Origin of the sequence: Kitasatospora sp. NPDC098663 (assembly GCF_044760075.1) — a bacterium.
GTDB lineage: Bacteria > Actinomycetota > Actinomycetes > Streptomycetales > Streptomycetaceae > Kitasatospora.
On record NZ_JBIWAP010000052.1, the window covers coordinates 1 to 20,203 of the forward strand.

At 72.4% G+C, this 20,203-nt stretch carries 15 protein-coding genes, 1 pseudogene and 1 riboswitch; of the genes and pseudogenes, 9 read left to right on the top strand and 7 right to left on the bottom strand.

Annotated elements, in window-relative coordinates; translation table 11 throughout:
• A pseudogene (locus ACIQVZ_RS36350) lies at nucleotides 1-239 on the bottom strand (manganese transporter); the annotation flags it as partial.
• A 356-nt stretch (nucleotides 240-595) separates the two neighbouring features.
• A riboswitch (M-box (ykoK) riboswitch) is annotated at nucleotides 596-773 on the bottom strand.
• Between the two features lie 167 nt (nucleotides 774-940).
• On the opposite strand from ACIQVZ_RS36350, the gene ACIQVZ_RS36355 reads away from it, so the two are divergent.
• The 4 genes from ACIQVZ_RS36355 to ACIQVZ_RS36370 all read left to right on the top strand — a co-directional run bounded on the left by ACIQVZ_RS36355 (nucleotide 941) and on the right by ACIQVZ_RS36370 (nucleotide 5,964).
• Complete coding sequence (locus ACIQVZ_RS36355; RefSeq protein WP_402456127.1) at nucleotides 941-1,807, top strand: ABC transporter ATP-binding protein; 867 nt, start codon at nucleotides 941-943, stop codon at nucleotides 1,805-1,807.
• The gene (locus tag ACIQVZ_RS36360; protein WP_402456129.1) at nucleotides 1,804-4,554 is read left to right on the top strand and encodes an FtsX-like permease family protein; all 2,751 of its coding nucleotides are present in this window, start codon (nucleotides 1,804-1,806) and stop codon (nucleotides 4,552-4,554) included. The genes ACIQVZ_RS36355 and ACIQVZ_RS36360 overlap by 4 nt, the downstream gene beginning before the upstream one ends.
• 145 nt (nucleotides 4,555-4,699) lie before the next feature.
• Entirely contained in the window at nucleotides 4,700-5,068 is a 369-nt protein-coding gene (locus ACIQVZ_RS36365; RefSeq protein WP_402456187.1) for a BlaI/MecI/CopY family transcriptional regulator, read from the top strand.
• A complete protein-coding gene (locus ACIQVZ_RS36370; RefSeq protein WP_402456131.1) occupies nucleotides 5,065-5,964 on the top strand; it encodes a M56 family metallopeptidase in 900 nt (299 codons plus the stop codon). The genes ACIQVZ_RS36365 and ACIQVZ_RS36370 overlap by 4 nt, the downstream gene beginning before the upstream one ends.
• Before the next feature lie 38 nt (nucleotides 5,965-6,002).
• Here the strand turns inward: ACIQVZ_RS36370 and ACIQVZ_RS36375 are convergent, their stop codons facing one another.
• The 3 genes from ACIQVZ_RS36375 to ACIQVZ_RS36385 all read right to left on the bottom strand — a co-directional run bounded on the left by ACIQVZ_RS36375 (nucleotide 6,003) and on the right by ACIQVZ_RS36385 (nucleotide 9,806).
• Nucleotides 6,003-7,022 carry an acetamidase/formamidase family protein gene (locus ACIQVZ_RS36375; RefSeq protein ID WP_402456133.1) on the bottom strand — a complete coding sequence of 340 codons (1,020 nt, stop codon included), beginning with the start codon at nucleotides 7,020-7,022 and terminating at the stop codon, nucleotides 6,003-6,005.
• Nucleotides 7,019-8,536, bottom strand: coding sequence for an APC family permease (locus ACIQVZ_RS36380; protein ID WP_402456135.1), 1,518 nt, complete (start codon nucleotides 8,534-8,536; stop codon nucleotides 7,019-7,021). The genes ACIQVZ_RS36375 and ACIQVZ_RS36380 overlap by 4 nt, the downstream gene beginning before the upstream one ends.
• 199 nt (nucleotides 8,537-8,735) lie before the next feature.
• The gene (locus ACIQVZ_RS36385) at nucleotides 8,736-9,806 is read right to left on the bottom strand and encodes an NlpC/P60 family protein (protein ID WP_402456137.1); all 1,071 of its coding nucleotides are present in this window, start codon (nucleotides 9,804-9,806) and stop codon (nucleotides 8,736-8,738) included.
• A gap of 302 nt (nucleotides 9,807-10,108) precedes the next feature.
• Here ACIQVZ_RS36385 and ACIQVZ_RS36390 point away from each other — a divergent pair, with 302 nt between their 5' ends.
• Genes ACIQVZ_RS36390 through meaB form a run of 3 tightly spaced genes read left to right on the top strand, consistent with a single transcriptional unit; the run spans nucleotide 10,109 to nucleotide 15,183 of the window.
• On the top strand, nucleotides 10,109-11,977 hold the full coding sequence (locus tag ACIQVZ_RS36390; RefSeq protein ID WP_402456139.1) for a methylmalonyl-CoA mutase family protein: 1,869 nt from the start codon (nucleotides 10,109-10,111) through the stop codon (nucleotides 11,975-11,977).
• Nucleotides 11,974-14,178 (top strand): methylmalonyl-CoA mutase, encoded by a 2,205-nt coding sequence (gene scpA / locus ACIQVZ_RS36395; protein ID WP_402456141.1) that lies wholly within the window; start codon nucleotides 11,974-11,976, stop codon nucleotides 14,176-14,178. The genes ACIQVZ_RS36390 and scpA overlap by 4 nt, the downstream gene beginning before the upstream one ends.
• A gap of 12 nt (nucleotides 14,179-14,190) precedes the next feature.
• Complete coding sequence (gene meaB / locus ACIQVZ_RS36400) at nucleotides 14,191-15,183, top strand: methylmalonyl Co-A mutase-associated GTPase MeaB (RefSeq protein ID WP_402456143.1); 993 nt, start codon at nucleotides 14,191-14,193, stop codon at nucleotides 15,181-15,183.
• Nucleotides 15,184-15,493: 310 nt separating this feature from the next.
• Here the strand turns inward: meaB and ACIQVZ_RS36405 are convergent, their stop codons facing one another.
• Both ACIQVZ_RS36405 and ACIQVZ_RS36410 read right to left on the bottom strand, forming a co-directional pair.
• Nucleotides 15,494-15,967: a DIP1984 family protein gene (locus ACIQVZ_RS36405; RefSeq protein ID WP_350887180.1), complete on the bottom strand. Its 474-nt coding sequence runs from the start codon at nucleotides 15,965-15,967 to the stop codon at nucleotides 15,494-15,496.
• 107 nt (nucleotides 15,968-16,074) lie between these two features.
• Nucleotides 16,075-16,560: an ATP-binding protein gene (locus ACIQVZ_RS36410; RefSeq protein WP_402456145.1), complete on the bottom strand. Its 486-nt coding sequence runs from the start codon at nucleotides 16,558-16,560 to the stop codon at nucleotides 16,075-16,077.
• 218 nt (nucleotides 16,561-16,778) lie between these two features.
• On the opposite strand from ACIQVZ_RS36410, the gene ACIQVZ_RS36415 reads away from it, so the two are divergent.
• Nucleotides 16,779-18,023: a helix-turn-helix domain-containing protein gene (locus ACIQVZ_RS36415; RefSeq protein ID WP_402456147.1), complete on the top strand. Its 1,245-nt coding sequence runs from the start codon at nucleotides 16,779-16,781 to the stop codon at nucleotides 18,021-18,023.
• 12 nt (nucleotides 18,024-18,035) lie between these two features.
• Nucleotides 18,036-18,509, top strand: a complete 474-nt coding sequence (locus tag ACIQVZ_RS36420) for a hypothetical protein (protein ID WP_402456149.1) — start codon at nucleotides 18,036-18,038, stop codon at nucleotides 18,507-18,509.
• Nucleotides 18,510-18,833: 324 nt separating this feature from the next.
• On the opposite strand, the gene ACIQVZ_RS36425 is transcribed toward ACIQVZ_RS36420, so the two are convergent.
• The gene (locus ACIQVZ_RS36425; protein ID WP_402456151.1) at nucleotides 18,834-20,168 is read right to left on the bottom strand and encodes an aspartate aminotransferase family protein; all 1,335 of its coding nucleotides are present in this window, start codon (nucleotides 20,166-20,168) and stop codon (nucleotides 18,834-18,836) included.
• Nucleotides 20,169-20,203: the final 35 nt, after the last annotated feature.

A 20,203-nucleotide genomic window follows, 5' to 3' on the forward strand; every position in this document is an offset into this window, starting at 1 on the left:
TGCCCCGCCTGTCCGTACGTCGAGAAGGCGCCCGCGTCGTTGTCGCCGACCATCACGATCAGGCCGGGGCCCACGATCGCGAGCAGGGTCTTGAGCCGCGCGGACAGGCCGTGGCGCGGGGTGGTGTCGTCGAGCCGGATGGTGCCGAGCGCACCCTTGATGTCGCCGACGTGGGCGTCGTCGAGCACGGCGGTGCGGGTGGTGGTGGGGACCTTCGGGTCCAGCATCACGTTGGTCATGGCAGGGCCTCCCTGCCCCCTTCCTTGAGGGGGCGACAGGGGGCACGCAGCAGCGATCCTCCCTGCGAGCACATGCCGCCGGACCGCACGGCGACGCTGAGCGGCGGCGGCCGTGAGGACATGACGAGGCGTCAGACGTCGTGCGTCGGGGCGCGGTCGAGCGCATGACGCAGCGTCAGGTGAACGCGCGCAGGGAAGGTTGTTACCGCGTGCCGGAGGTGATCGAGAGCATGCGGGGGTAGGGGCGACTATGGCCCGGACTATCGCAGTCCATGTCTCTCGCCTCCTCCCGGTCGGGGGCGCACGTCTGTGCACCGCATCGCGACACGGCAAGGAGCGGACCGGCCCACGGGACCGGCACACCCCAACTCGTCAGAGCTTTGGCACTCCACGGCGTGTCCAACCCGGTCGGGCCGGAAGCCACTTGGGGTCAACCCTTAACTCGGGAAGACCTGTCCTGAACCTGGGCGTCTCTCGACGTCGTCGGGTCAGTGGCCTGTGTCCGTGAAGACGCCTCACCGAACGAGGTGCCTTTCAAACCTCGTCAAGCATAGACCCTCCCCTTCACCCGGATAGCGGCGTTTCGACCGAACTTCGACAGCTTTGTAGAAGCTTGACCAAACCCACCCCTCGACGTGCACCCCCATCCGGCATATATAGTTCACCGACATATACAGCTCAACAGCTCACGAGGGGGAAGTGTGTCCCACAGCGATCCGACCCGATCCGCACCCGTCCTGCACCTGGCCAACGTCACCCGGGTGCACGGGCGGGGAGCCGCCGAGGTACACGCCCTGCGCGGCGTCGAACTGGCCGTCCACCCCGGCGAGTTCGTCGCCGTCATGGGCCCGTCCGGCTCCGGGAAGTCCACCCTGCTGACCCTGGCCGGCGGGCTCGACGCGCCCAGCGACGGCGAAATCCTGGTCGAGGGCGTGGCCCTCGGCGGCCTCAGCCGCGGCCGGCTCGCCGACCTTCGGCGGCGCTCCATCGGGTACGTCTTCCAGGACTACAACCTGATCCCCGCCCTCACCGCCGCCGAGAACATCTCGCTGCCCCGCGAACTCGACGGAGTCTCCGGACGCACCGCCCGCCGCGAGGCGCTCGCCGCCCTGGAGGAACTCGGCATCGGGGAACTCGCCGACCGCTTCCCCGACGACATGTCCGGCGGCCAGCAGCAGCGCGTCGCCATCGCCCGCGCGCTGATCGGCGAGCGCCGCCTCGTCCTCGCCGACGAACCGACCGGCGCCCTCGACTCCGCCACCGGCGAGGCCGTGCTCGCCGTGCTGCGCGCCCGATGCGACGCCGGGGCCGCCGCGATGATGGTCACCCACGAGGCCTCGCACGCCAGTTGGGCGGACCGGGTGGTCCACCTGAAGGACGGCGCGGTCGCCTCCGAGAGCCACGGGCGGCGCACCGGCAAGCGCCGGCTGACCGCCGAGCCGCTCAGCGCCCCGGCCGACGGCTACGGCCACGCGGCCGACGGGGCCGGGCACGCGGCCACCGGCGCCGGCCACGCGGTCGGCGACTTCGGCCACCCGGCCGACGGCTTCGGCGAGGTGGCCCGATGAGACTCGGCGCCTGGAAGGTCGCCCTGCGCATCGCCCGCCGCGACGCGCTGCGCGCCAAGGGCCGCAGCGCCCTGATCGTCGCCATGATCGCGCTGCCCGTCCTCGGCGTCACCGGCGCCGACGTCGTCCACCGCAGCGGGCAGCTCACCCCGGCCGAACGGGTCGAACGGGTGCTGGGCGGGGCGGACGCCCTGGTCACCTCACTCGCCCCCGGCCGGACCGTCGAGCAGGCCCCGGTCGCCGAGGACGGTGTCTTCGCGGCCCAGCCCCGCCCCGGGCAGCCGCCCACGGCCGAGCAGCAGAAGGGCGCCGGCACCGACCCGGTCACCCTGGTCACCGGACTGCTGCCGCCGGGCAGCGTGCTCACCTCCGCCCGGCAGGGCCCGGAGACCGGCGCGACCTCCCCCGAAGGCCTCGTCCGCGCCCTCACCACCGAGGCCGACCTCACCGACCCGCTCTGGCACGGCCGCCTCAACCTGGTCGACGGCCACGCCCCGGGCGGCCCGCGCGAACTGGCCGCCACCCGGGCCTTCCTCGACAACGCCGGGCTTGCCGTCGGCGGCACCACCACCTTCCCGGGCCTGGAGCGGACCACCTTCACCATCACCGGCGTCGTCGAGCACCCGGACGATCTCCACCGGGTCGAACTCGTCGCCCAGCCGGGCGCGTTGCTGAGCCAGCTCGCCGCCGCCACGCCTCCCGGCGGCCCGGCCGCGGCAGCGCCGGAGCCCGAACGCGGCGCCTGGCTGGTCCGGCTCCCCGCCGGGGCCACCCTCGACTGGGCCAAGGTCCAGGAGTTCAACGCCCACGGCTACACCCTCACCGCCCGCTCGGTCGCGCTCGCCCCGCCGCCGCGCGCCGCCGTCCCCTACTACCGGGACGCCTACCACTCCTTCGGCCCCTCCGCCGACGACAACACCAAGGTCGTGGTGGCCACCGTCACCGGCATGGGCCTGCTGGAGGTCGCCCTGCTCGCCGGGCCCGCCTTCGCGGTCGGCGCCCGCCGCTCCCGCCGCCAGCTCGCGCTGCTCGGCGCCGCCGGCGGCCGGCGGACCCACGTCGGCGCGGTGGTGCTCGGCGGCGCCGTCGTCCTCGGCGCGGCCGGGGCCGTGGTCGGCGTGGTCCTCGGCGGCGGTCTCGTCGCCGGGCTGCGCCCGTGGATCGAACGGGCCGGCGGCGCCCGCTTCGGGCACTTCGCCCTGCCTTCACTGGACCTGCTCGCGATCGGCGGGATCGGCCTGCTGACGGCGCTCCTCGCGGCCGCGCTGCCCGCCCGGCAGGCCGCCCGCCGCAGCGTCACCGCCGGACTCACCGACCGGGACACCGTCCAGGCCCCGAACCGCTGGGTCACCGTGCTCGGTGTGCTGCTGCTCGCCGCCGGCGCCGCCCTGGCCCTGTACGGCGCGAGCGCGCTGCAACACGGCGGTATGCCCGTCGTCGGCACCTACGACACCCGCACGCTGACCGTGCTCGGCGGCTCCGTCATCGCCGAACTCGGCCTGCTCGCCTGCACCCCCGCACTCGTCGCCCTGCTCGGCCGGCTCGCCAAGCGGCTGCCGCTCGGCCCCCGACTCGCCCTGCGCGACTCCGCCCGGCACCGCTCGCGCACCGCGCCGGCCGTCGCCGCCGTGATGGCCGCCGTGGCCGGGGCCGTCGCCATCGGCGTCTACAGCACCAGCACCGACGCCGAGAACCGCCGCGACTACCGGCCGCAGGCCCCGTACGGCGCCGTGCAGCTCCTCTCCACCGTCGACGGGCCGCAACTCGACGGCCTGCGCGCCGAGGTGGGCAAGCAGCTGACCGACCTGGGGCCGCGCGCCGACCTCGGCGAAGCGGTGTACCAGTTCTGCACGAACTGCTCCAGCACCGTCCAGCTCAAGGGCACCGTGAACTGGCGCACCGCGTCCGGCCCGCCACGCCTGGCCTCCGGGGACGCCGCCATGCTCCGCACCCAGTTCGGCATCCACGACCCGGCCGCCGAACAGGCCCTGGCCGCCGGGAAGGTCCTGGTCTTCGACCGCGCCTTCCTCGCCGGCGACGGCCGGGCGGTGCTCCAGCTGCGCGGCAGCTCCGGCGCGCCGCTCCAGCCCGGCGAGATCCCCAAGCCCGACCTCCAGGAGATCCCGGCCGACGCCGTCCTGGTCGAGAACCCGACCGCCGCCCGCTTCGCCCAGGGCCTGATCCTGCCCTCGGCGCTGCCCAAGCTCCTGCCCGGGCTCACCGCCAAGCCCACCGGCTCGATCTGGGTGCCCGCCACCCCGCCCGACCGCAAGGCCCAGCAGCGCGCCGAGGCCGCCGTCGTCCGGCTCGACCGGGCCGCCCAGCTGGAGGTCGAGCGCGGCTTCCAGCCCCGCGGCGACGCCCTCACCCTGGCCCTCAGCGGCTTCGCCGCACTGGTCGTCCTCGGCGCCGCCGGCATCGCCACCGGCCTGGCCGCCGCCGACTCCCGCCAGGACCAGGCCACCCTGGCCGCCGTCGGCGCACCGCCGCGGATCCGCCGCACCATGGCGGGACTGCAGTGCGCGATGATCGCCCTGCTCGGGGCGCTGCTCGGGGCGGTCAACGGCTTCGTCCCCGCGGTGGGCCTGCTGAAGTCCCGGGCGAGCGGGTTCGGCGGCCACCCGGCCCTGATCACCGCCCCCTGGGGCCAGCTGCTGCTGGTCGTCCTGGTGCTCCCGGTGCTGGCCGGGCTGCTCGCCGCCCTGCTGACCCGCTCCCGCATCCCGATGGGGCGGCGGCTGTCCTGACCCCTGGCGCACACCGGTGCCCGCCCTCCGAAACGGGGGGCGGGCTTCGGCGTGCACGGGCGACCCCCGCGCGAGAGCGCCGTACCATGGGCGGGTTCCAGCGGGCGAAGGGCGCCGGCGGTCGGCGAGGGAGAGAACGGCGGTGCTGCGCGGGTTCGGCGACCTGGAGGCCGAGATCATGGACCGGCTGTGGTCCTGGGGCCGGCCCGCCACCGTACGCGAGGTGGTGGACGACCTCCAGCGGCGGCGGCCGGTCGCGTACACCACCGTCACCACGGTGGCCGACATCCTGCACACCAAGGGCTGGCTGCGCCGGGACAAGGTGGGCCGGGCCTGGGCGTACGAGCCGACCTGCACCCGGGAGGCGTACACCGCGCGGCTGATGCGCCAGGCGCTGGAGACCACGCCGGACCGGGCGGGTGCGCTGCTGCACTTCGTCGACGGGATGAGCAGCGACGAGGCGTCCGCGCTGCTGGCGGCGCTGGAGCAGGTGAAGGCCCGGGACGCCGAGTGACCCTCGCGCTGCTCGGCCTCCACCTGGCCGTGACCGGGGTCCTGCTGCCGCGCCGGCTGGCCGGCTCGGCCCGGTTGCAGGCGCGCCCGGCGGCGGGCGCCGCGCTCTGGCTGGCCCTGATGGCCTCCTTCCTGGTCGCGCTGCTGCTGGCGGCGCACCACGCGGTGGAGCCGTTCGCCCACGAGCCGGCCGGGCTGGTCGGGCTGTTCCCGCACCAGGAGCCGCCCGGTCCCGTGGCCCCGCACACCCACGACTGGTGGCTGCTGGCCGCCGCCGGGGCCGCGATCGCCACCGTGGTGGCGGCCGTCGGCCTCCGGGCCGGGCGGGCGCGCCGGCGGCACCGGGCGATGCTGGACCTGGTCGCCGTCCGGGACGGGCGCTGGGGCGCCCTGATCCTGGAACACGCCCACCCGACCGTCTACTGCCTGCCCGGCCGAAGCTCCCGGGTGGTCCTGTCGCGCGGGGCGCTGCGGCTGCTGGACGAACGGCAGTTGGCCGCGGCGGTGGCGCACGAGCACGGACACATCCGCGGCCGCCACCACCTGTTCCGGCTGCCGGCGGACACCTTCGCCCTGCTGTTCGGCCCGCTGCCGCTGGCCCGCCGCGGGCGGGCGGAGGTGGGGCTGCTGCTGGAGATGGCGGCCGACGACGCCGCGCTGGCGCGGGTGTCGCGCAGCGAACTGGCCTCCGCGCTCTGCGCCCTGGCGACGTCCGGCGCGATGCCGTACGCCGCGTCGGGTGGGGCGCTGGCGGTGGCCGCCACCGGGGTGCTGGCCCGGGTCCGCCGACTGGCCCGCCCGGGGCACGGCCGGCGAAGGCGCCAACTGGCCTCCTGGACGGTGGTGCCGGCGCTTCCGCTGCTGCCGTACCTGCTGGCCTGCGCGCCGCACCCGTAGGGCGTCCGTCACCCCCCGGTCACGATGCCGGACCAGCCCTACCGGTGCCGCAGGTACGCCTCAGCGGTCTCGCGCAGGCGGTCGTGCAGGCCGTCGTAGGCGCGGACCCGCCCGAGCAGGCTCTTCGGCAGCTTGGCGACCATCGTGTAGTTGGTGTCGCAGACGTTGGCGGCCGGTGCCAGCCCGGCCTGGCTGACCAGTTGGTAGGCGTCGAGCTGGTCCAGGCCGAGCAGGTGCCCGGTCCAGCCGACCAGGTCGTGCTGACTGATCCGGAACGCGTCCTCCAGCGGGCGGGCCGAGCCGGTGCTGATCAGGAAGCGGTCGTCCTCCAGCCGCGGCCAGGCCGGTCCGCCGCCCTTGACCAGGTCGACGATCACGGTGGTGCGCATGGCCGCCTCCACCGCCGTCCCGCACACCTCCCCCTCCCCCTGGCGGGCGTGGCCGTCGCCGATGGCGAGCAGCCCGCCCGGGACGTTGACCCCGAAGTAGGCGGTGGTGCCGGCCCGCATCTCGGGGGTGTCCAGGTTGCCGCCGTGCGCGCCCGGCGTGATCGAGGCCAGCACCTCGCCGGCCGCCGGGGCGACCCCGACGGTGCCGTGCATCGGGTCGAGCGGGAGGTCCACCGTGAAATCGCTGTTCCGGGCCCGGAATCGGCAGACGCCCGCCTTGAGGTCCAGCTCGTAGACCCAGACCCGCTCCTCCAGCGGCGGGTGCAGCATCGCCGTGCTGTGGGTCGCGGTCAGCGCGCCGAAGTGCGGGAAGGTGCTGGAGACGCCGTACTCCCGGGCCGGGGTGATCTCCACGAAGTGCACCGCGAGGACGTCGCCGGGCTCCGCGCCCGCCACCGCGATCGGCCCGGTGACCGGGTTGAGGTAGGGGAAGACGCACACCTGGCTGGGCAGGTCGCCGGTGCCGCGCACCTTGCCGCCGAAGCAGTCCTCGGTGGTCAGTTCGACGATGGTGCCGGGCTGCACGGTGACGAGCGGTTCGCGTCCGCCGAAGGTGTAGGCGTAGTCGGCCGGGGCGGGGGCCAGCTGGACGGTCTCGGGCAGGCTCACGGGTTCTCCTCGCGGGTGGTGGGCGCGTCGGTGGCGGGATCGGGCCCGGTGGCGGGATCGGGCCCGGCGGCGGGGTCGGGCTCGGTGGCGGGGTCGGGCTCGGCGGCGGATTCAGCGTCGGTGACGGATTCAGCGTCGGTGACGGCCAGGCGGGGCGTGCGGCCGGTGGCCACCAGCCCGGCCAGCACGACCGCGCCGACGGCCAGCCAGACGAAGCCGAGCCGCTGGGCCGCTATGTCGGCGTTCACGACCACGTAGGCGAGGATCGCGAAGCCCAGGACCGGCGCGATCAGGTGGCGCCAGTAGTCCTTGCTGCGTCGGCGGATCAGATAGTGGACGACGACGGCGACGTGCAGGACCAGGAAGGTGGTCAGCGCGCCGAAGTTGACCAGGGTGCTCAGCAGAGTGATGCCGTCGTCGCGCGAGGCCATGTAGAGGCCGAGCAGCAGCGAGATCGCGGCGGTCAGCAGGGTGGCGTTGACCGGCACCCGGCGTGCGGGGTGGATCCGGGCCAGGAAGGCGGGCAGCTGGCGGTCCCGGGCCATCGCGTACAGCAGCCGCGAGGTGGCGGCCTGGGCGACCAGGGAGTTGGCGAAGCCCCAGGCGACGGCGGTGGAGGCGGCGGTCAGCGTGGCGAGCCAGCCGCCGGCGGCGGTGCGGGCCGCGTCGTAGAAGGCGGTGCCGTTCGGATCGCCGTCCCGGATCAGGGCGCCCGGGTCCGGCACCAGCAGCGCGGCCACCCACGTCTGCACGATGAACAGCGTGCCCGCGAGCAGCAGCGCGGCGACCATCGACCGGCCGATGGCCTTGGTGGAGTCCCGGTTCTCCTCCGAGAGGGTGGAGATCCCGTCGAAGCCGAGGAAGCTGAGCACCGCGATCGAGACCGCGCCGAAGACCAGGCTCCACGAGAAGGTGTGCGCGTTGTAGAGCGGGGTGAGGTCGAAGCCCCGGCCCCTGCCGGAGGCGAGCGCGATCACCCCGGCCACCACGAACAGCGCCAGCACGACGAGTTCGCCGACCAGCATCGCCTTGTTGACCCTGGAGGTGGTCTCGATGCCCAGGTAGTTGACCACGGTGTTGAGCAGCACGAAGCCGACCAGCCAGAGCCACACCGGGACGGACGGGACCAGCGAGTTCATGGCGACACCGGCGACCAGGTACAGCAGCCCCGGCACCAGCACGTAGTCGAGCAGGATCATCCAGCCGGACAGGAAGCCGACCGGCGCCGCGATGCCCCGCCCGGCGTACGTGTACACCGAGCCGGCCATCGGGAAGGCCCGCGACATCTGGGCGTAGGACAGGGCGGTGAACATCATCGCGACCATGCCCAGGACGTAGGCCAGCGCGACCATGCCGCCGGAGCCCTGGAACACACCGCCGAAGATGCCGAACGGTGCGATCGGCACCATGAAGACCAGCCCGTAGACGAGCAGGTCGGTGAAGGTCAGGGACCGGCGGAGTTCCTGTTGGTAGCCGTAGCTCTCGATGCTCCGGGGCGCGGGCGTGTCGGCCATGGTGCTCCCTCTCCGTGACGACCCTGGGGGTGTGGGGAGACTGTAGGGGCAAGTACTTCCCCGATGGTCCTGTTTCCGCGTTCCGCCACACGAGGAGGACCGGGCGGAGCCGGAGAACGCGAAGGCCCGCCCCCGCCGAGGCGGGAGCGGGCTGTCGGACTGCCGGGCTGTCGGACTGCCGGTGCCCGTGCCGGACTTCCTACGGCCGGACGGCGCCCACGTACGGCATGGCGCTGATCGGGAGGACCTCGACGTTCTTGCCGGTGCGCGGGGCGTGGATCATCTTGCCGTCGCCGATGTAGATGCCCACGTGGTGGATGTCGGGGTAGAAGAAGACCAGGTCGCCGGGCTGGAGGTCGGCGCGCTGCACGCGGGCGCCGCTGTTCCACTGGTCCTGGGACATCCGGGGCAGCTTGACGTTGGCCGAGCGGTAGGCGCCGCCGGTGAGGCCGGAGCAGTCGAAGCTGTTGGGGCCGGTCGCGCCCCAGCCGTAGGGCTTGCCGAGCTGGGCGTAGGCGAACTGGAGGATGGCGGCGGCGCGACCGCTGGCGGGCGGCGCCGGGGTGTTCATGTTCTGGCGCTCCGAGGAGCGGGAGGCCCGGTCGGCGGCGGCCGCCGCCTGGGCCTCGGCCTTGGCCTTCTCGGCGTTCTGCTGGGCGTTGATCTTGGCGCGGTCCTCGGCGCTCAGCTTGTTGAGCATGCCCTGCGCCTGGGCGAGCTTGGCCTGGATCTGCTTCTTCTTCTCCCCCAGCTCGGTGCCGACGGAGTCGAGCTGGGCCAGGGTGGCGGTGGCCTCGGCGCGGTCCTGGTCGAGCTTGCGCTGCTCGTTCTGGGCCTGCTTGAGCAGGGATATCTGGGAGTCGGCGAGGTGGTTCTGCACCGAGGCGCGCTCCAGGTAGGCGGCCGGGTCGGAGTCGAGCATCAGCTGGAAGGACGGGTCGATGCCGTTGGTGCGGTACTGGTCGGCGGCCACGGCGCCGAGCTGGGAGCGCAGCTCGTTCATCGCCTCCTGCCCGCGGGCGACCTTCTCCTGGATCCTGCCGGCGTCGCCCTGGAGCTTCTGCTGCTTCTCCTGGAAGCCGTTGAACTGCTCGACGGCCTGCTCCGCCTCCTCGTTGAGCTTGTCCACCTGCTCCTTGACGGAGGCCAGGTTGGGGGTGGGCTCGGCGTGGGCGGTGCCGGAGGCGAGGACGGCGCCGCCGGCCATGGCCGTGGTGAGGACCGCCATGCGGGCCCGGCTCGGGGGGCTGGGCTTGCGACGCTTTCCCATGGCGGGGGGCTCTCCTTCGGGGGACGGCAGGGGACGGCGAAGGCGGGCGAGGACCTACGGGGGTTCGGTCCCCACCCACCTTCTTCGAAGTAACTTAATAGATGAGTGGAGGGGTTCCGCAATCCCCCTGTTCCGGACTGTTCCGGGCGATCGATCGTGGCCCCCGGCACCGGCGTTGACCTCGGGTGCCACCGTCCGCGGCACTCCTCGCCGCCCGGAGTGCTGAGAACGTGCCGAATCGAGGGAAAGGTCACACGGACCGCCCCTCCTGCGGGCCTGCGAACGAGCGCTAACCTGCGGTCATGAACGTCCTGCCCGAAGGGCTCCCCCTCGCCGCCGAATTCCCGGCCGCACACCGCGAGCAGTGGCAGCAGCTCGTCGAGGGCGTGCTGCGCAAGTCCGGCGCGCACCCCGCGGACGGCGCCGCAGCCGAGCGGGCGCTCACCACCGAACTCCCGGACGGGCTGCGCGCCCGCCCGCTGTACACCGCCGAGGACGCCCCGGCCGAAGCCGGCTACCCCGGGTTCCCCCCGTTCGTCCGCGGCGGCCGGCCGCAGGGCGCCGTCGTCGCCGGCTGGGACGTCCGCCAGCGGCACGCCGACCCGGACCGCCGGCGCACCAACGAGGCGGTCCTGGCCGACCTGGAGAACGGCGTCGGCTCGCTCTGGCTGGAGCTCGGCGGCGCGGGCCTGCCCGTCACGGCCCTGCCCGAGACGCTGACCGGCGTGTACCTCGACCTGGCCGCCGTGGCACTCGACGCCGGGCCCGAATTCACCGCCGCCGCCGAGCAGTTGTTCGCCCTGTACGAGGAGCGCGAGGTCTCCCCCGGCGCCGCCGCCGGCAACCTCGGCGCCGACCCGCTGGGCCTCCAGGCCCGCACCGGCGAGACCGGGCGCACCACCGCGCTGCTCGCCGAGGCCACCGCGCTGGCCGCCCGCTGCGCCGCCGAGTACCCCCATGTCCGGGCGCTGACCGTGGACGCCCTGCCCTACCACGAGGCCGGCGCCTCGCCCGCCCAGGAGCTGGGCTGCTCGCTCGCCACCGGCGTCGCCTACCTGCGGGCGCTCACCGCCGCCGGGCTGCCGGTGGACGCCGCGCTCGGCCAGCTGGAGTTCCGCTACGCGGCCGACGCCGACCAGTTCCTCACCATCGCCAAGTTCCGTGCCGCGCGCCGCCTGTGGTCCCGCGTCGCCGAGGTGTCGGGAGCCTCCGCGACGGCCTCGGCGCAGCGCCAGCACGCCGTCACCTCCCGGGTGATGATGACCGCCCGCGACCCGTGGGTGAACATGCTGCGCACCACCGTCGCCTGCCTCGCCGCCGGCGTGGGCGGCGCCGACGCCGTCACCGTGCTGCCCTTCGACAGCGCCCTCGGCCTGCCGGACGCCTTCGCCCGCCGGATCGCCCGCAACACCCAGTCGATCCTGCTGGAGGAGTCCCACCTCGCCCGGGTGATCGACCCGGCCGGCGGCTCCTGGTACGTCGAGCAGCTGAGCGAGGAGCTGGCGGCGGCCGCCTGGGCCTGGTTCCAGGAGATCGAGCGGGCCGGCGGCCAGCAGGCGGCGCTCACCGACGGGACGGTCCGCGAGCGGATCGCCGCGACCTGGGCGGAGCGCTCCGTCAAGCTCGCCAAGCGGCGCGAACCCGTCACCGGCGTCAGCGAGTTCCCGCACCTGGACGAAAAGCCGCTGGTCCGCGAACCGGCCCCGGCCGCACCGGGCGGCGGGCTGCCGCAGGTGCGCCGCGCCGAGGCGTACGAGGCGCTGCGCGACCGCTCGGACGCGCAGCTCGCGGCCACCGGCGAGCGGCCGAAGCTGTTCCTGGCCTCGATCGGCACCGCCTCCGCGCACACCGCGCGCACCACCTTCGCCGCCAACCTGTTCCAGGCCGGCGGCATCGCGACGACCTCGCTGGAGTCCGTCGACCCGGCTGCCTTCGCCGAGGCCTTCACCGCCTCCGGCGCCACCGCCGCCTGCCTGTGCTCCAGCGACGCGCAGTACGGCGAGCACGCCGAGGCCGTCGCCGGCGCGCTGAAGGCGGCCGGAGCCCGACGGGTGCTGCTGGCCGGTCGACTCGGCGAAACCCCGGCAGGAGTAGACGAGTTCATCCACGCGGGCGGGGACGCCATCGCCGTCCTCACCTCCCTGCTCGACCAGATCGGAGTGGCACGATGATCCCCGACTTCACCGGAATCGGGCTGAACGGGGATCCCTCCGGGGACGTCACCGACGGCCAGTGGCGGGCCGCCTGGCGGCAGTCCACCGGCAAGGACGTCGACGAGCTGGTCTGGGACACCCCCGAGGGCATCGGCGTCAAGCCGCTGTACACCACCGCGGACCTGGCCGGCCTGGACTTCCTGGAGACCTACCCGGGCATCGCCCCGTACCTGCGCGGGCCGTACCCGACCATGTACGTCAACCAGCCGTGGACCGTCCGCCAGTACGCGGGCTTCTCCACCGCCGAGGAGTCCAACGCCTTCTACCGCCGCAACCTGGCGGCCGGCCAGAAGGGCCTCTCGGTCGCCTTCGACCTGCCGACCCACCGCGGCTACGACAGCGACCACCCGCGCGTCACCGGCGACGTCGGCATGGCGGGCGTGGCGATCGACTCGATCTACGACATGCGCCAACTCTTCGACGGCATCCCGCTGGACAGGATGTCGGTGTCGATGACCATGAACGGCGCCGTCCTGCCCGTCCTGGCCCTGTACATCGTGGCCGCCGAGGAGCAGGGGGTGGCACCCGAGAAGCTGGCGGGGACCATCCAGAACGACATCCTCAAGGAGTTCATGGTCCGCAACACCTACATCTACCCGCCGCAGCCGTCGATGCGGATCATCTCGGACATCTTCGCGTACACCTCGCAGAAGATGCCCCGGTACAACTCCATCTCCATCTCCGGCTACCACATCCAGGAGGCCGGGGCCACCGCCGACCTGGAGCTGGCCTACACCCTGGCCGACGGGGTGGAGTACCTGCGCGCGGGCCTGGACGTGGGCCTGGACGTCGACGCCTTCGCGCCGCGGCTGTCGTTCTTCTGGGCGATCGGCATGAACTTCTTCATGGAGGTCGCCAAGCTGCGCGCGGCCCGGCTGCTGTGGGCCAAGCTGGTCAAGCAGTTCGACCCGAAGAACGCCAAGTCGCTGTCGCTGCGCACCCATTCGCAGACCTCCGGCTGGTCGCTCACCGCCCAGGACGTGTTCAACAACGTGACCCGCACCTGCGTGGAGGCGATGGCCGCCACCCAGGGCCACACCCAGTCGCTGCACACCAACGCGCTCGACGAGGCGCTGGCCCTGCCCACCGACTTCTCCGCCCGGATCGCCCGCAACACCCAGCTGCTGCTCCAGCAGGAGTCCGGCACCTGCCGGGTCATCGACCCGTGGGGCGGCTCCGCCTACGTCGAGAAGCTCACCCACGACCTGGCGCGCCGCGCCTGGCAGCACATCCAGGAGGTCGAGGCCGCCGGCGGCATGGCCAAGGCCATCGACGCGGGCATCCCGAAGATGCGCGTCGAGGAGGCCGCCGCCCGCACCCAGGCCCGGATCGACTCCGGCCGCCAGCCGGTCATCGGCGTCAACAAGTACCGGGTGGACAGCGACGAGCAGATCGACGTGCTCAAGGTCGACAACTCCTCGGTGCGCGCCCGCCAGCTCGAAAAGCTGCGCCGGCTCCGGGAGGAACGCGACGAGACGGCCTGCCAGGACGCGCTGAACGCGCTCACCCGGGCCGCCGAGGCCGGCCCGCAGCGCGGCGGCTCGCTCGACGGCAACCTGCTGCACCTGGCCGTCAACGCGGCCCGGGCGAAGGCCACCGTCGGCGAGATCTCGGACGCCCTGGAGAAGGTGTACGGCCGGCACAGCGGCCAGATCCGTACCATCTCCGGTGTGTACCGAGACGAAGCGGGCCCCTCGGCCTCCCTCCAGCGCACCCGCGACCTGGTCGAGCGGTTCGAGCGGGCCGAAGGCCGGCGCCCGCGCATCCTGGTCGCCAAGATGGGCCAGGACGGCCACGACCGCGGCCAGAAGGTGATCGCCACCGCCTTCGCCGACCTCGGCTTCACCGTGGACGTCGGCCCGCTCTTCCAGACCCCCGACGAGGTCGCCCGCCAGGCCGTCGAGGCGGACGTGCACATCGTCGGCGTCTCCTCGCTCGCCGCCGGGCACCTCACCCTGGTCCCCGCGCTGCGCACCGCACTCGCCGAGGCCGGCCGGGAGGACATCACCATCGTCGTCGGCGGGGTGATCCCCCCGCAGGACTTCGACGCGCTGTACGAGGCGGGGGCGGCGGCGGTCTTCCCGCCGGGCACCGTCATCCCGGACGCCGCCTACGACCTGCTCACCTCACTGGCGGCCGATCTCGGCCACGAGCTGTGAGATTTTGATCGCATGCCTCCGCGGACGATCGACCTCGACAGCTATGTGACGGGTGTCCTCGACGGCTCGCGCGCCTGGATCGCGCGCGCCGTCACCCTCGTCGAGTCCACCCGGCCCGACCACCGCGCGCTCGCGCAGCAACTGCTCCAACGGCTGCTGCCGCACGCGGGCGGCGCGGTCCGGGTGGGCATCACCGGCGTACCCGGTGTCGGCAAGTCGACCTTCATCGACTCCTTCGGCACCATGCTCACGGGGCTCGGCCACCGGGTCGCGGTGCTCGCCGTCGACCCCACGTCCAGCCGCACCGGCGGCTCCATCCTCGGCGACAAGACCCGGATGGAACGCCTCGCCGTCGACCCGCACGCCTTCGTCCGCCCCTCGCCCACCTCCGGGACGCTTGGCGGCGTCGCCAAGGCCACCCGGGAGTCCATGGTGGTGATGGAGGCCGCCGGCTACGACGTGGTCCTGATCGAGACGGTGGGAGTCGGCCAGTCCGAGACCGCCGTCGCCGGGATGGTCGACACCTTCCTGCTGCTCAGCCTGGCCCGCACCGGCGACCAGTTGCAGGGCATCAAGAAGGGCGTCCTGGAGCTGGCCGACGTCATCGCCGTCAACAAGGCCGACGGCCCGCACGAACCCGACGCCCGTGCCGCCGCCCGCGAACTCGCGGGCGCCCTAAGGCTGTTGCAGGCCCCCGACGCGGCGTGGACGCCGCCGGTGCTGACCTGCAGCGGCCGGGACGGCGCCGGACTCGACGTGCTGTGGGAGCGGCTGCAGCAGCACCGCAAGGTACTGGACGCCACCGGCGCGCTGGCCGCGAAGCGGCGCGACCAGCAGGTCGAGTGGACGTGGGCCATGGTCCACGACCAGCTCTACGCGCGGCTGCACGAACACCCCGAAGTGCGGCGGCTGTCGGTCGAGTTGGAGGCCCAGGTCCGCGCCGGCACCCTCCCGGCGGGGCTGGCCGCGCAGCAGATCCTGGACGCCTTCTTCGGGACCCCCTGACCGGAGGCGCCCCCTGACGGCGCTTCCCGAGTGGCTCCGGGGTGAAGTAGGTGCGAGGGCCGTGCTGGTGTGCACGGCCCTCGCACCGGGTGTGGGGCGCCCCGTTCCCGCCCTCGTCGTCCGGATCTGCACGTGGTGGTGAGCTGTGCGGTGTGCTCTGTCACCTGTACGCGATGCTGAGCTGCGTTGTTCGGTGAGGAATCGAACCCCTGCGTTGCTCTTCACGCGCCAAGGGCCGGATGAACCGCCGGCCCGCGGTGTGTGCACGCCTCCGTGACGACTACCTGCTTCCCACACCCGGCTTGCGGGGTCAGTCCTCGATCAGGTCGATCTCCCAGTTGGTGCGCTGGATCAGGGTGTCCACCTCGCGGATCTCCTTCGCCAGGGCGTCCGCCTGGGCGCGGAGCTCGGCGACCGGCAGCGCCGAGAGGATCCTGAGTTCGGACCGCAACTGCCGTACGGCTCCGTGCTGGTCGCGCCCGGAGGCGGCGTCGGCGGCCGCGGTGATCACCGAGTGGCGCAGCCGCAGGACGTCCCGGCGGGCGAGCGCGTCGGTCAGCGTTCCGCCGCCCTCGATGAGCGCCGTGGAGTTGGTCCGGTTGATCTGGCGGATCAGCCGCTCCAACTCGTCCAGCACCTCCCCGGCCTGGGCCAGGACCTCCGCCGCGCTCTCGGCCGGTTCCTCGCCCTCCTGGTACCGGGCACTGCCGACGACGCGCGCCCGCAACTGCTCCACCCGCCGCACCGCAGCCGCGCGCAGCGCGAGCGCTTCAGCCAGTTTCACCGCGTCATCACCTCTACGTCCTACTGATCGTCCGGCAAGTATGCACGTCGGTGCCTGACGGCGCGGTCCCCGGGGTGGGGCCCGCCGGAATGACCGGGCGGGCGCCACTACGCCACCTCTCGCAGCGCGTGAAGGTCCAGCGCCGTGCCCCACCCATGCGTGGGGCACGGCACTTCGGCGGCTTCCAGGTACTCGAACCAGACCACCTTGCCCACCCCCGCCGGGTGCCACCCCGAGGCGTGCGCCAGCGCCTCCACGAGCAGGAGGCCACGCCCTCTGGTCGAGCCGACGTCGAGCTCGCGCCTCGGGAGTTCCGGGCACCGATCGGCGACCTCCACCCGCACCCGCCCGGCACACCACCGGACGGTAACGACACAGCGCTCCTTGGTGTGCACGAGCGCATTGGCGATCACCTCGCTGGCGCACAGCTCCACCTCCCCGAGCGCATCAACCGAAAGCGGCACACCCCACTCCCGCACGATCGCCCCCACCAACCGCCGCGCCGCCGGCACGGCGTCGGCCCCCGGCGGCACGCCCCACTCAAGAGGCACCGGAAACCGGGCATTACTCAGTGGACTGACTACCACGGACACCCTCCAAGCCAGCCGGGCAAGCCAACTGCCAGTGCCGGGCCGACGCTGGTGTCCTGGCGGCTGCCAGGACACCAGCGCACAGCCAATTTCTTACCGTCAGTCAACAGTCCGTCACGATCGTGAGACCATCGATGATGCGGTGCCCGCATACGGATATGCGCGGAGCGCATCGGACTGCATCATTTGGCTTGGCATGGCTCGTAGCGTTGGGTGGGCTGTTGAACTGGAATTCGGCAGTGATCCGGGATGTGTCCCGGACGAAGAACTACGGCAAGATCATTGAGCTGACTCGAACCCACCGGCGCATGACGCAGTCGCAACTGGGAGAGGCTTGCGGACTGTCACAATCAGCCATCTCGCGACTGGAGAAGCGAGGCATCAGCCCGTATGCCATGGATGTGCTGCTGCGGGTGTCGCACCATCTGGGCATCCCGCCGACTCTGCTCGGCCTTGCCGAATCTACGATTCAGACACGAATCGAAACTGAGAACGTGGAAAGACGTCAATTCTTGGGAGCATCCGCGGCGATCGCCGCATCTCCCGTGCTCGCGGCCGTCTCAGGCCTCTCGGACGAGGGCGAGCAACAGGCCGTCGCACTCCGTCTTGCCACAGCCTCCTACCGTCGGCTGGACGGATCGACCCCCTCACGGGAGCTGGCCGATGTCGTCCACTCCCACCTACGGCTGATCCAGGGGCTGGTCGGCTCGGCGCGGACGGAGGCCCATCGAATCGGGCTCGCCGGCGTCGCGAGCGAGGCGGCGAGCCTGGCCGCATGGCTGGCTTGGGACATGGGGGACCACGGGTCCGCACGGTCGTTCTACGGAGCTGCGATCAAAGCCGCCCGATCGGGAGCAAGTCCTCTCCTTGCCGCGTACCAAGCCGGAAGTCTCGCTCAGTTCGAGGCGCACACCGGCAACGCGGTCCAGGCGCTCAACCTCGCACAGAAGGCCCGCAGCTTCCTGAAGCCTGGGGCACCCGTGATCGCCGACGCATGGCTCGCATCAGTGGAGGCACTCGGACACGCCGCCGCAGGCGACCAGCGAAGTGCCGACCGCGCATTGACACGCAGCCGAACAACGGTCGAAGCCAACACCGGAGACGAACCGCCGCCCTGGCCCTGGGTGTTCGCCTTCGACGAGTCCAAGGTTGCCGCCTTCAGGGTGACCTGCGGCGCCAAGCTCGGACTCTCCAGGTGGGTCTCGGACCCTGCAGGGACTCTTCTCACTACCAGCCACGCAAAGCAGCGCGCACTATTGCTGCTGGACCTCGCGGCAGGCCATCTCGCCGCAGGACGGATCGACACGGCATTCGCACTCGCCTCGCAAGCTCTGGGGATCGGCCTCCAGTACCGTTCAGGACGAATCATCGAGAAAGGCCGCGTACTTCGGCGGTCGGTCAGTACCTCCTCGCCACCCAAGATCGTCCGGGCGTTCGACGAGCGCCTGCACGACGTCTATCTCTAGGGAAGGAATGTGATGCGCATCGGGATCACGGGGCACCGAGGGCTGACGCCCGAGGTCGAGAGCCAGGTCCGGCGGCTACTCGAAGACGCCCTCGCGAGCGAGGATCCCAACGACCTCACAGTCGTGTCCTGCATCGCGGACGGGCCGGACGCGTGGCTGGCGGAGATCGCGCTCGAACGGGGGGCTCGGCTGGAGGCCGTCATTCCGGCGGATCAGTACCGGGACGGGCTGCCGAACTGGCACCACCCCGTCTACGACCGGCTGTTGAGCAGTGCCAACGCCGTTCACCGAACCGGCCGGGTGGAGTCCGACGAAGCCGCGCACATGGCGGGGAGCGAGGTCCTGGTAGCCCAGGCCGACAAGCTCCTCGCCGTCTGGGACGGCCTGCCGGCTCGCGGCTACGGCGGGACAGCGGACGTGGTCTCGTATGCGCAAGGGCGAGGCGTACCGGTTGAGGTGCTGTGGCCGCAGGGGGCACGCCGATGACGGCGGTCCCGGTGCCCTGTGAATGCGGCCACCCCGGCAGAAGAGAAGAGCACCCACCGCACCAGGCGCGCAACGGGCGCCACTACGCCACCTCGCAGAGCGAGCGGAGGTCGTGCGCCGTGCCCCACCCACGCGTGGGTGGGGCACGGCGCTTCTGTGGTCTTCGGGTGCTCGCGCCGACGCCTCCACCGGCACGCCGCGCCGACGGTCCGCCGTGGAGCACGGGAACCGGACAACCCGGCTTCAAGGACTACGGGAACCACCCAGGACCCACCGGCCGCCCTCAGACGATCTCCTTGGCGGCGGCAGCGTCGGCGTCCTCACTCACAGGACGCTGAAGGCTTCTCCCAAGGCTTCACACGTGGCGTCCAGGTCGTCGTCCGTGACCGCGGCGGCGACGAACCAGCAGGCCATGCCGTAGGCGTTGACGTGGACTCCGCGTTTGAGGAGCTCGTGGCGGAACGCGTCGGAGCGGGCCCGGTCGACGCCCAGCAGGTCGCGGTACTGACGGGTCGGCGTGCCGTCGGCGGTGAACACGGCCTGGAACATCGCGCCGACGCCCTGCACGGCGCAGGGGATGCGCCGGTCGTGGGCGGCGCGCCGAATCGTCTCCATGAGCCGCCGGCCGCTCTCGTCGATGCGCTTGGTGACGTCCGGCTGGTTCAGCGAGCGCAGCGTGACCAGGGCGGAAGTCGCGCACAGCGGAGAGGCGTTGTAGGTGCCGCCGTGCTTGACGTGTCCTTGCGCCAGGGGTTCCATCACGTGTCGTTGTCCTGCGAAGGCGGCGATCGGCAGACCACCGCCCAGCGCCTTGGAGAACACGGCGAGGTCCGGCACGACCCCGAAGAGCGTCTGCGCTCCTCCGGGCCCGGTGCGGAATCCGGTGCAGACCTCGTCGAAGATGAGCATGATCCCGCGCGCCGAGCATTCCTCCCGCAGCAGGTCGAGGTAGCCCGGCTCGGGCATCGTGCAGGCGTTGTTGGCGACGATCGGTTCGCAGATGACCGCGGCGAGTTCCCCTCGGTGGGCGTCGAGGATCTCGCGTAGCGCCGCCGGGTCGTTCCAGGGGCAGACGACCACGTCGCCCACGACACCGTCCGGGATGCCGGGCGAATGAGGTACGGACCGAGGGGCGGCGTAGGGGCCGGCCTGGGATGCGTCGGGGCGGTTGGAGACCGCCAGCGTGTCGGACCATCCGTGGTAGTGGCCTTCGAACTTGAGGATCTTCGAATGCCCGGTGAATCCGCGGGCGGCGCGCACGGCCCCCTGCACCGCCTCGCTTCCGGAGTTCGCGAACCGGATGAGGTCCGCACACGGCACCATCTCGCGGATCAGCTCGGCGAGTTCCACTTCGACGGTGTTGCAGGTGCCGAACATCGTGCCGGTGCGCAGGACGGCGGTGAGCGCCTCGGTGAGCTGCGGATGGGCATGGCCCAGGATCGCGCTGCCGTAGGAGATGAGGTAGTCGACGTACTCGTTGCCGTCCACGTCCCGGATGCGCGCGCCGGATCCGCTGGCCATGTAGAGCGGATAGGAACGTGGTCCGGCCGAGGTCAGCCGGGAGGAGGAACTGATACCGCCGGCCAGCGATGCCTGGGCCCGGGCGAACCAGGCACGGCTGGTGTCTGGTTCGCCCGGCGCCTGGATACGGCCATTCATGTGCGGCTCCTGTTTGGGTGAGGGTTGCTCGGGCA